The 10917-nt window shown below is 42.4% G+C and carries 12 protein-coding genes; 7 read left to right on the top strand and 5 right to left on the bottom strand.

Translation table 11 applies throughout. The features are described from left to right. Positions 1-94: 94 nt before the first annotated feature. The 6 genes from LKD70_RS17820 to LKD70_RS17795 all read left to right on the top strand — a co-directional run bounded on the left by LKD70_RS17820 (position 95) and on the right by LKD70_RS17795 (position 5642). Positions 95-1609, top strand: coding sequence for a lipopolysaccharide biosynthesis protein (locus LKD70_RS17820; RefSeq protein WP_265104938.1), 1515 nt, complete (start codon positions 95-97; stop codon positions 1607-1609). A gap of 398 nt (positions 1610-2007) precedes the next feature. After that, the gene (locus LKD70_RS18895; protein WP_227709215.1) at positions 2008-2220 is read left to right on the top strand and encodes an ATP-grasp domain-containing protein; all 213 of its coding nucleotides are present in this window, start codon (positions 2008-2010) and stop codon (positions 2218-2220) included. Further along, positions 2195-2743, top strand: a complete 549-nt coding sequence (locus LKD70_RS17810) for a sugar-transfer associated ATP-grasp domain-containing protein (protein WP_227709213.1) — start codon at positions 2195-2197, stop codon at positions 2741-2743. Before LKD70_RS18895 ends, LKD70_RS17810 begins: the two co-directional genes overlap by 26 nt. Positions 2744-2787: 44 nt before the next feature. Continuing rightward, positions 2788-3438 carry a DUF1919 domain-containing protein gene (locus LKD70_RS17805; protein ID WP_227709212.1) on the top strand — a complete coding sequence of 217 codons (651 nt, stop codon included), beginning with the start codon at positions 2788-2790 and terminating at the stop codon, positions 3436-3438. 312 nt (positions 3439-3750) lie between these two features. Beyond that, the gene (locus tag LKD70_RS17800; protein ID WP_227709211.1) at positions 3751-4992 is read left to right on the top strand and encodes a nucleotide sugar dehydrogenase; all 1242 of its coding nucleotides are present in this window, start codon (positions 3751-3753) and stop codon (positions 4990-4992) included. Positions 4993-5081: 89 nt separating this feature from the next. After that, the gene (locus LKD70_RS17795; protein ID WP_227709210.1) at positions 5082-5642 is read left to right on the top strand and encodes a hypothetical protein; all 561 of its coding nucleotides are present in this window, start codon (positions 5082-5084) and stop codon (positions 5640-5642) included. Positions 5643-5700: 58 nt separating this feature from the next. On the opposite strand, the gene tnpC is transcribed toward LKD70_RS17795, so the two are convergent. The 5 genes from tnpC to tnpA form a co-directional block, all read right to left on the bottom strand. Next, positions 5701-7338, bottom strand: a complete 1638-nt coding sequence (gene tnpC / locus LKD70_RS17790; RefSeq protein ID WP_227709209.1) for an IS66 family transposase — start codon at positions 7336-7338, stop codon at positions 5701-5703. A gap of 299 nt (positions 7339-7637) precedes the next feature. Continuing rightward, positions 7638-7934, bottom strand: coding sequence for an IS66 family insertion sequence element accessory protein TnpB (gene tnpB, locus LKD70_RS17785; RefSeq protein WP_227709208.1), 297 nt, complete (start codon positions 7932-7934; stop codon positions 7638-7640). Positions 7935-7987: 53 nt separating this feature from the next. Further along, positions 7988-8791, bottom strand: a complete 804-nt coding sequence (locus tag LKD70_RS17780) for a transposase (protein ID WP_227709207.1) — start codon at positions 8789-8791, stop codon at positions 7988-7990. Next, positions 8784-9644: an ISL3 family transposase gene (locus LKD70_RS17775; RefSeq protein WP_227709206.1), complete on the bottom strand. Its 861-nt coding sequence runs from the start codon at positions 9642-9644 to the stop codon at positions 8784-8786. The genes LKD70_RS17780 and LKD70_RS17775 overlap by 8 nt, the downstream gene beginning before the upstream one ends. Before the next feature lie 180 nt (positions 9645-9824). Next, on the bottom strand, positions 9825-10181 hold the full coding sequence (gene tnpA, locus LKD70_RS17770; protein WP_204614694.1) for an IS66 family insertion sequence element accessory protein TnpA: 357 nt from the start codon (positions 10179-10181) through the stop codon (positions 9825-9827). Positions 10182-10366: 185 nt separating this feature from the next. On the opposite strand from tnpA, the gene LKD70_RS17765 reads away from it, so the two are divergent. Continuing rightward, positions 10367-10774 (top strand): hypothetical protein, encoded by a 408-nt coding sequence (locus tag LKD70_RS17765; protein WP_227709205.1) that lies wholly within the window; start codon positions 10367-10369, stop codon positions 10772-10774. Positions 10775-10917: the final 143 nt, after the last annotated feature.

The following is a 10917-nucleotide window of genomic DNA, read 5'->3' as shown; positions in this document are numbered from 1 at the left end:
AGATCTGGCACCTTGGAGTGAAAAACTCCAATCTATCAAAAATCGCATGTGAATTATAGTGAATTACTCCAACTCGCAAAGGGCTGGGGTAATTTTGTATCTGACCGCATTAATATTTGGCGCTTACATTGGTTTTGTGTTATCGCCCTACATTGTGCGTAATATTGGTGTAGAAGCAAATGGATTTGTTACATTGGCAAGTAATTTTGTAACGTATGCTTCACTGATCGTTACAGCACTAAACAGTATGGCTGCACGGTATATCACAATCTCATATGTTCAAAAAGACTTTAAGAGAGCAAATTTGTATTATAATTCGGTTTTTTGGGGAAATTTGTTAATTGTTGCGGTATTAGTTTTACCGGCATTATTCTTCATAGTAAAAATGGAGACGATTATTGACGTTCCTCCTGATATTGCGATAGATGTCAAAATTTTATTTGCTTTTGTCTTTTTTAATTTCTTTATATCTACAGGGCTTCCCAATTGGGATTGTGGTACATATGTAACCAATCGATTAGATAGAAGCTATATTCCAAATGTGTTTGCATCTGTGATTCGATGTGCTTGTATTTTCCTAATGATGTCATTACTGACACCAAAGGTTTGGTATGTCGGGTTTGCGGCAACTATTCTTACGGTGATCACACTGATCGTTAATTGTTACAATACACATACGCTGACTCCAGAACTGCGGATTCGACTGAGTGGCGGCAAGCCAATTTATTCGCTGAAAGCCATTTGGGAATTAGTTGGCAGCGGCATATGGAATTCTATTTCCAGCGTTGGTAATATGCTGCTAAGTGGACTTGACTTAATTATTGCGAACATGGCATTAGGCGCAACTGCAATGGGAGTTCTCTCCTTATCAAAAACACTGCCCCATCTTATGCAGCAATTATCGTCATCAATCTGTAATGCATTTGCACCTGAATTAACTATAAATTATGCCAAAGGAGACATGAAGGCTGTTCTTAAAGATATAAAGCGAGCCATGAAACTTACTTCCGTGATTATGACAGTTCCATTTGCCGGCATCGTTGTACTATGTGATCGCTTCTATCAACTGTGGGTACCTTCTCAGGATGCCGCTTTATTGCAAGCGCTAACAATTCTTTCGATTTTGGGATATATGTTTACTAGTGGAACACAAATTCTGTATAATGTCTTTTCCACTGTAAATAAAGTGAAAGAAAATGCAATCGCAATGCTATTAAGTGGTGTGGTTTCGACAGCTCTGACACTTCTGCTTGTGCATTACACGCAATTGGGAATATACGCAGTTGCAGGAGTAAGTGTATTTGTATGTCTTGTCCGCAACATGGTGTTTACAGTTCCTATGACGGCGAAATACCTAGGCTATCATTTCTTCCAGTTTTATCCGCAGGTTGGCAGAACCATTTTATCTTCTGGTTTGTTAATAGGAGCAGGGTTTGTCGTAAAGCCGTTTTTGCCGCAGGGATCTTGGGGATCTTTTATTATCTCCACAGTAATCGTAGGGATCTTGGGGCTTTTAATAAATGTATTTCTGCTTTTAAATCGAAGTGAAAGAGCATTTCTCAGCAAGATAGTATTGAGAAAACTGAATATACGAAAGAAGACGAGGTGATATAAATGAGAATTAAGCGACAGATAATGCGATGGATAGTTGCGATGCTGTCTTTCCCAACTGTTTTCATGCGTAGCCAAACAAGAAAGCAGTATTTCAAGAAAAATGTGGAAAGGTTTGTGGGTTCCTTCTCAAAGAGTACCAGACATGTTTTTCAAGAATTTGATACCATGATTGAACAACTGCCCTATTCAGATTCGGAGCGAAGGAAGGCAAGAATGCAGTTCAAGCTACTGTATCATTTTACGGGTTTAGAGGTAGAAGATTATCAAACAATTGGTGGACTGCATAGAACCAGCTTTTTTACCAAAATGTTTTGCAATGTATCTAGGTGGAGACAAAATACTTTTCAATATAGTGTTAATAAATATTGAGGAAACAATAAAAACAGAGCATTACTGGATAATAAAGCGCAATTCAATACACTGTTTGGAGATTTAATAGGTAGGGAATGGATTACATCCGATGCAACTGAAGAAGAGATTACTGAGTTTATTCAGGCGAAAGAGAATGTGATTGTCAAACCATTGGGGGGTTCGTCTGGAAAAGGCATTTTTGGTCTGGATTATCATACATTTGTAAAACATGGGGGGGGGAAAATTATTCTCTGATGGACAATTTATTATTGAGGAAATAATCTGTCAAAAGGGACTCCTCTACGAAGTGAATCCATCTTCCGTTAATACGATACGTGTAAACACACTAATAGATCATGGTAAGCCAGAGGTATTATGTGCTTTTTTGAGAACAGGCAGAAAAGGGAGTATAACAGATAATCTTCACTCAGGAGGTATTCTCTGGCAAATAAACATTCAGACTGGGGAAATCATGTTTGGCACTCAAGCTGATGGGCAGATTGTTGATACACATCCAGATTCCAATATTCGTCTGTCCGGTAAAAAGTTAAAAGGTTTTCATGAGGCTCTGCAGATATGTTTAGAAGCTCAAAAGAGAATACCGGAGGTTCCACAAGTAGGTTGGGATGTTGTAATCAGTGAAGATGGTATTTATCTAATCGAGGGGAACAGTGGACCGGGCTTCTGGAATTGTGAAAAAAACAATAATTGCTGGAAGCGTATGAAGAAATATTTGATAGATAATCATATTCAGATCGTTAGCTCATTATCTGAATAGGGCGGAAAAAAGCATTTCAAAATAGAGGAGGGCGATGCAGGAATATGAAAAAGATTCTAGTCAAATTTTTGAAAAAGTTGAGAGCGAAAAATGAAATGCGATATTTTTCAAAAATCCGTAAAAAGAACAACAACCTAAATCCAACAATCATATGTAATAATTGCATTGGGGGGGTGATTTACCACAATCTTGGCCTCAAATTTCTGTCTCCCACAGTCAACTTATTTGTAAAGAGTGATGACTACCTGACCTTTTGCAAAAATCTAAAATATTACAGTTCCTGTGACATCGTTCAGGTTGCTGATATAGATAGAGAATATCCAGTTGGTCGCATCGTGCCCTTAGATCATAACCACAAGGAAATTACGATATTCTTTCAGCATTACAAGAGCTTTGACGAGGCAAAAAGGAAGTGGGTTGAAAGATTTCAAAGAATTAACTGGGACAATATGTTCTTTATCTGGGAATTTTACGACACGCTTTACGATAATCAGCTTCTGTATGATTTCGACCAAGCTGAATTGCCGGGTAAAAAAATCCTTTTGCTGCATCGAGAAATACCAGATGTAAAGAATAGCTTTGTATTCTCCTGCTACAAGGAAGATTTACCAACAGCGAAAGCTTTTGAATACAAGGGTATTTCAGGAAAACGATATTTAGATGAGTTTGACTATGTTAGTTTCTTGAATACATAAGGTGAGATACAGAATAATTTACTCCTAACATTTGAAAAACTTTGGATTACTTGAAAAATTCATTAAGCAGAAAATAGGGGGGATTGCCTAATGAACAGACATGCCTATCTCATCCTTGCTCACAAGGATGATTATACTTTTTATTCTCTTCTAAAAATGCTTGATCATGAATAATGATATATTTATCCATATGGATGTAAAAAACCGCACCTTTGATGAAGTTCATGCGAAAGATATTATAGACCAGATTGTTGCCAGATATGGTAATGAGTGAGAAAAGAAATTAGAGAGAAAAGGTTGAGGAGAGATAGAATGAACAGAAAAATTGTAGTCGCAGGAACAGGCTATGTAGGTTTGTCCATTGCAACGCTTTTAGCCCAACATAATCATGTTGTGGCAGTAGACATTATTCCTGAAAAGGTGGAGATGATTAACAACAGAAGGTCTCCCATTCAGGATGAATACATTGAGAAATATCTGGCTGAAAAAGAGCTGGATTTAACCGCAACGCTGGATGGTGAAGCGGCATATAAGGATGCGGAGTTTGTTGTGATCGCAGCTCCTACCAACTATGACAGCAAGAAGAACTACTTCGACACTTCTGCGGTAGAATCTGTCATTAAGCTGGTTATGCAGGTTAATCCGGATGCTATCATGGTCATTAAGTCCACGATTCCGGTTGGTTATACCGCAAGCATCCGTGAGAAGATGGGCAGTGAGAATATTATCTTCAGCCCGGAGTTCTTACGGGAATCCAAGGCGCTGTATGATAACCTCTATCCGTCCCGTATCATCGTTTCTACCGATGGAAGCGAACGACTCAACGCAGCAGCAAAGGCTTTTGCAGAGCTTCTGCAGGAGGGAGCAATCAAGGAAAACATAGATACCCTATTCATGGGCTTTACCGAAGCAGAAGCGGTCAAGCTGTTTGCCAATACATATCTTGCGCTCCGTGTGTCCTACTTCAATGAACTGGATACCTATGCAGAAATGAAGGGACTGAACACGCAGGACATTATCAATGGCGTTTGCCTTGACCCTCGCATTGGTTCGCATTATAATAATCCAAGCTTTGGATATGGCGGATACTGTCTGCCGAAGGACACCAAACAGCTCCTTGCCAACTATGCAGATGTACCGCAGAATATGATGTCCGCTATTGTGGAGAGCAATCGAACCAGAAAAGATTTCATTGCAGATCAGGTTTTGAAAAAAGCTGGCTACTACGCATATAGTGATTCGGTTTCTTATGACGCTTCTCAGGAAAAAACGGTGGTTGTGGGCGTGTATCGCCTGACCATGAAGTCTAATTCCGACAACTTCCGTCAGTCCTCTATCCAAGGGGTTATGAAGCGTATCAAAGCCAAAGGCGCAACGGTTATCATTTACGAGCCGACTTTGGAAGATGGCACGACCTTCTTTGGAAGCAGAGTGGTAAACAATCTGAGTGCATTCAAAGAGCAGGCACAGGCGATTATTGCAAACCGTTATGATAGTTGTCTGGACGATGTGAAAGAAAAAGTATATACTCGTGATCTGTTCCAGCGTGATTGATTGAAAAAAGTGGCGGAGAGCCAGTCTCTCCGCCCTTTTATGGACATAATAAATTAGATTGAAACGAAAACTATATCAGGAGGGATAGCATGGCAAGACCAAAAAAGAAACCAGAGTACGATTCTGATCAGATGGCACAGCAACTCATGGAAGCTGTGACGGATGCGTATTTGAATCCACCGCAGGGAACGGAGGATGATACCGGGCATATGCAGCTCAAGCAGTTAGCAGAGGAATTTTCTATGACGCCGCTCAAGGTGAGGAAGCTGCTGATTACAACCGGCGCATATCAGACCGCAATCAGTAAAACGGTTAATGCGCTGTTCAGAGAGGGAAAAAGTGTAGCGGAAATCCAGGAACTGACCAACCTCAGCCGTGCTTCGGTGCAGAGTTATTTACCATACAGTAAGACGGTATATAAGATGGAGGAACGGACGCTTTTGGCAGAACGCTTACAGAAGTACCGCACCCGAAAAAGTGAAGTGGAAAAGATTGCGGAAGCAATGGCATCAGAGGTAAAAGAGGGATTGGAGGAGCTGCTGTGGAGTACTCTGACCGCATTTGAGGTTTATCCTTTCCGGACGGCGAAAGGGCTTCGATTCCACTATTCCATTAAGGGCAATGAAATATTTTTCGTAAGCGCTCAATAAAATAATGGCTATCTTTTCACAAGGTATTCCGTTATAGTTGAAGTAAAATACTCCAACTTCAACTTTTCGATTTGATCCGGCATCTCTGCTGTATCATGTCAGACCATGGCATCAGCTCTTCTATACCTTCGGGCTCATTTTTGTAGTCCGGCATATAGAGCAGTACAGTCTCCAGATATGCGTAGATGTTCAGATTGTTGAGTTTTGCAGTTTCTACTAAACTGTAAATGATGGAACTGGCCCGGGCGCCTTTTACAGTATCATGGAACAGGAAGTTTTTCCGCCCTACCGCATAGGGGCGGGCGATATTTTCTGCGATATTGTTCGATATGGAGCACCGCCCATCCAACAAGTAGTTCTCCATATATGGCTTCTGGTTTTTCGCATAGGTCACCGCTTTGGCCAGACGGCTTCCGCCAGTTGGGTTCACTGTTTCAAGCCATGACCAGTAAGCCTCCCATATGGCAGGCTCTGTCTCAAGACGCTTGGCTTTCCGTGTATCGGTATCCAGATCCGCATACTCCTTTTCCAGTTCGAATAACTGGTTGCAGTAATCGAAACCGATCTCTGCCGGAGTCTTATCCGGGGATTTCTTCGATTTCCCGGGAAGTGCATCATGCCAGTACCGTCTCATATGGGCAAGGCAGCCGCAGCGGATGACATCCTTCAGCTTATTATAACCGCAAAAACCATCACAGGTAAGGTATCCTGAAAATCCTTTCAGGAATTCTTCCGCATGATATCCGCCCCGGCTGGGCTGGTAATCATACAGACGGATCGGCGGCAGCCCGTCATTTCCAGAGCCATACAGCCACATATAGGATTTGGACTGTGCCGTTTTCCCTTCTTCCTTCAGTACCTGGCAGGGTGTTTCATCTGCATGGATGATGTCCCTCTCCAGCAGATGCTGGTGAAGCTGTTCATACACCGGCTCCATATAATCTATGCCGCATTTGATGACCCAGTTAGCCAGTGTCGCTCTGGGGAGCTTTACTCCCAGCTGTTTCCAATCCGCCTCCTGGCGGTAAAGAGGGATGCTGTTCACATATTTCTGATACATCACGTAAGCAACCGTGGACGGAGATGCAAGGCTGTGTTTCAGCAGCGGGCTTGGTGTTTCGGCCCCAACAATAACGGAAGCGCCGTCTTTCTTACATTCCGGACAGCCAAGCACTTCCTGGACATACTGGATCCGTTCCACTTTTGCAGGGATGATCCGCAGTTCTTCCCGCACGACCTTTTTCCCGATAACCTCCATCGGAGCATTGCAGTAGGGGCAGCTCCTGTCCTCATCCGGCACGGTGCAGGGAACTTCCACCACAGGAAGCCCTGCAAGGATCTCTTCCCTGGTGGCCTTTGGTTTCTTTGCCTTACGTTTATACCCACCAACAGCCTCCTCAAGAGCTGGTTCCGGGACAGAAGGATCTGCAGTGGCTTCTGCTTCATTGAACAGATCCATCTGTCCTGGGAATGCCTCTTTTTTTGTTTTTTCGCTGGAAGATGCGAACAGCTTTTTCTTCAGATATTCGACTGTCTCATTGAGATTTGCGATCGTCTGGTTCAGCTGTGCGGTCTGCTCCTCATGGCTTTTGGTCATCTGCTCGATCGTAAGACGCTGGCTGTCCACCAGCTGACGAAGGGATTCAATTGTCTCTTTCTGAAGCTGCACGAGCGCTTCCATCTCTGACTGCGGCATTAAAGGACCACCTTTCTTTTTGCTGCTTCCTATTATACCGGAAATCCAGCAGAAAAGCGAATTTTCCGCCGTACTGCCGTCGTCATTTTGACGAAAGGAAAATGTGGAAAACACATAGCTTCGGCGGGATATTCCCTATGAAAAACGTTGGGTTTTCCACACGCAAACAGTAACTCGGAAAAAATGGAAATCGTTATCCCCCTAATCTCCCGGCGGTTCCATTGTTATGTGGATAACCCATCAGCAGCGTTTTTTCCGCCCTATAAGGGAAGAAAAAATTTCTCCCTTTTGCACAAAGGTCAGAAGTCCTTTCTCCCGGCAGGCCGGATTGCTTTGGGCTGATCGATGGAAAGCCCTTCTAAAAGCCAGCGGTATTCCTGCCGGGTAAGATTCCTTACTTCTGAAGAATCCCGGGGCCACTGGAACCGCCCATTATCTAAACGTTTATAATAGAGACAGAATCCATCTTTTTCAAAATGAAGCGCTTTGATCCGGTCACAGCGTCTGCCGCAGAAAAGAAACAGGGAATTGCTGTAGGGATCTAATTCATAGATATCTCGAACGATTGCCATCAAGCCATCAATACTTTTTCGCATGTCGGTATAATGATTATTCCGGGGCTCTTTGGCTCTTCCGCATATTTTGGTATTTATACATTAGGGCGATACATAAGTTTTGCTTCTAATAACTGACGGCTGCATCGGCCATACATTGTACGCTTTACCATTTTTAATTTATTATTTGTTCCTTCAACAAATCCATTAGACAGCGGGCTTGCAACCGAATTTTCGACTGCTTCAATATCTTTTTCAAGCCCCTCTGCAAAGCGGGATAATTCCTGTATTTCTGATAGTTTATACTTTTCAATGAATAAATAAAGCAGCACCATATTTTTTTGATCGTAGATATTCCGGAATTCACGGATACATATATCTAACTGACGGATTTTAGGATAATGCTCCATAATATAAGTACAATGTGCCTTGCTCAAGTCAGAGTTCATCCACAGGAAACGAAAAATGCCTGCTCGTGAAATATGGTCATATTGTTGCAGTTTCTTTCGCTTTTGAATAACCTCTGCAGAAGAACTTTTATAAACAGCTATATCAATATTCTCTCGTTTTATGATTTTATTCATATAATCATAGGCAGCCGAATGCTTACCCATATAACCTCTTTTGAGCAGATGACAATAGACATCTTTTCTGCTCACACCTGCATTCAGCTCTTTTATAATATCATCATAAAATTGATCCATGCCGCTCCGATAATCTCTTTTGCATAGGGATTCATAGTCGCCATTAAGATACTTAGTGACTGTATTACGTCCACAATGAAAAATTTTAGCGATTTCTCTTTTGCTGTATCCGGCAGCGGCGTATTCTCGAATGTTATTATATAGTTGTACACTTTTAGGATTGTATTCTATTGAGTTATCCACAGCCTCAGACATTTTTTTTACTGCTCTCCACGAGAATGTCCGAAACCGCTGTTTCTGCATAAGGTGAAGCAGCATCTTTAGGAATTTTTATGTCCACTGGCACTGTTGAATTTATTACACTCTTTACTGCCTCCAGGAGATTTTGATGCAAGTGGAACCGGTCTGCAATCTGCATACAATCCGGCAGGATTTCTTCCACTGCCTTTGCATACGCAGATGCGCGGTCACGAGTCACTGTTGTTACCTGCTTATTCTGAGTCAGCCATGCTTTTAGGGCAGATCCATCCCGTCCTTCCAGAACAGCAACAGGAATATGGGAATTTTCATCAACAATAATCGTCCCATAAGTATATCGTTTTTTAAAAGCGAAATCATCTACACCAATATGGCTTCCACAAGGTATATGGGATTGCGTCTGGTATCTTTTCAAAAGCATACGGATCACTGTGTCACCACTAATCTTAACATGCATAGCCTGCATAATACGAGCACTTGCTTCACAACTGGTTTCGAGAGCAAGTATTGTAACGAAATCTATAAGCCGCTCTGTCATTCGGCTATAATGGTTTAAGAAACCATGAAATGTTTCGGAAAATGCACCGATTTCACAGATGGGATTTTGGCACTGAAAATCATGTACTCTTATATCCAAAAAAACACGCTTCCCGAGAATCGGCAGATCCTGAACTGTCCGGTGATGGGTAGCATGTAGCTTACGCAGTTCTTCACCACATTTTGGACAGCAAAAAGATTTTGATCTGGAGAGCATATGTAGTCTTATTTCATCAGGATCTTCTTCAATTGAAACTATTTCAAGCTCATCTGGATAAAATCGTTGTAAATCAAGTGAAGAATTTGTGGGCATTTCAAGATTCCTTCTTTCATTTTAATTATATTAATTTTATCAGGTATGAGGCTCAAAATCCATGCTTTATACCAAAATATACGGAAGAGCCTCGCCACACCGGACTGGCGGCTCCGCCGCACCGTAATAATCAGGTATAACCTGTCACAAGGAAAAATCTGGCCACACCGGACAGTTCACCTAACAAAGCTGCCGCAGGGCAAGAAGAGTATTGCGGATCACATCCGCCCCGGCCTGTTCATGGATCTCGATACGGATTCCCTGCATTTCCAGACAGATCGAGGGCGTATGTAAAGCTACGGTATCTGAATGCTGTTCCCTTTCCCAGAGTGGGATCTGGACAACTTCCTGTTTCTGTGCGGCAGCATCCACTGCTTCCGGAACCTCGCAGGCTTTTTTGCGTAAAGCCCGGACGTGATAGTAAAATGTGCTGACAGGGATTCCGTTTTCTATGCACCATTGGCGGTCGGTAAGCCCACTGGATCTGCACTGGGTGATCAGATTTAACCAATGTTCATCATTTAAAGTTGTACTCATTTGATTCATCTCCTCCAACGTGAGATTTTGGAGTAATCAGGTACAACAAAAGCGACTCAGGATGTGAGATTAAAGCATAGCTTTTGCAACTCCGAGAACCGGATAGGAAGTGAATTACTCCAAGTATCTGAAGTATTTCACAAAAGTTGGAGTTTGACTATCCGGTTGGTTATAAAGCGCTTACTATGATCAGTAAAGAATGGATTCTCAGACAGATGTTCAAGGTTGTCTGGTTTTTGAAACTGTATATCAGGCAGTATTATCTTCTGCTTGCATTTCTTGCGGTGTTTGTACTGGGGTATATTCTGTTTATGCACTGGCTGAATATCCGTCTGCTCAACAAACTGCGGCGGCCTGCGGCACTGGCAGGGCTTGTTGTAGAGCTCGCAGCGATTATCGGGTTTACGCTTTTGTTTAGAGAGGCAGGAGCATCCCGCCGGTATGAGCTGGAATTGTTCTGGTCATATAAGCAGTGGATTTTTGGGAAAAATGCTGCACTTGGAATGGAGATTATTAATAATATTCTGCTCTTTTTCCCTTTGGGCTTTATTCTTACAGACGCCTTGCGGAGATGCTCGGTATGGAGGTGTTAGCGTCGGGCGATTTTCGCCATTCGGGGATGCGGACATTTTCTTGGACCATTAATCCTCCGTTATCCCCATTTATCATGCTGCTATAAGTCCTTGGCTCTGTCGGTATTGAATTGGACTCAACCCTCCGAGGGAAAGCTTAATTC

Origin of the sequence: Ruminococcus turbiniformis, from assembly GCF_020687545.1 — a bacterium.
Classification (GTDB): Bacteria; Bacillota; Clostridia; order Lachnospirales; family Lachnospiraceae; genus Mediterraneibacter; species Mediterraneibacter turbiniformis.
Note: the sequence above shows the minus strand (reverse complement) of the source record. Positions and strands in the feature narration are given on the sequence as shown.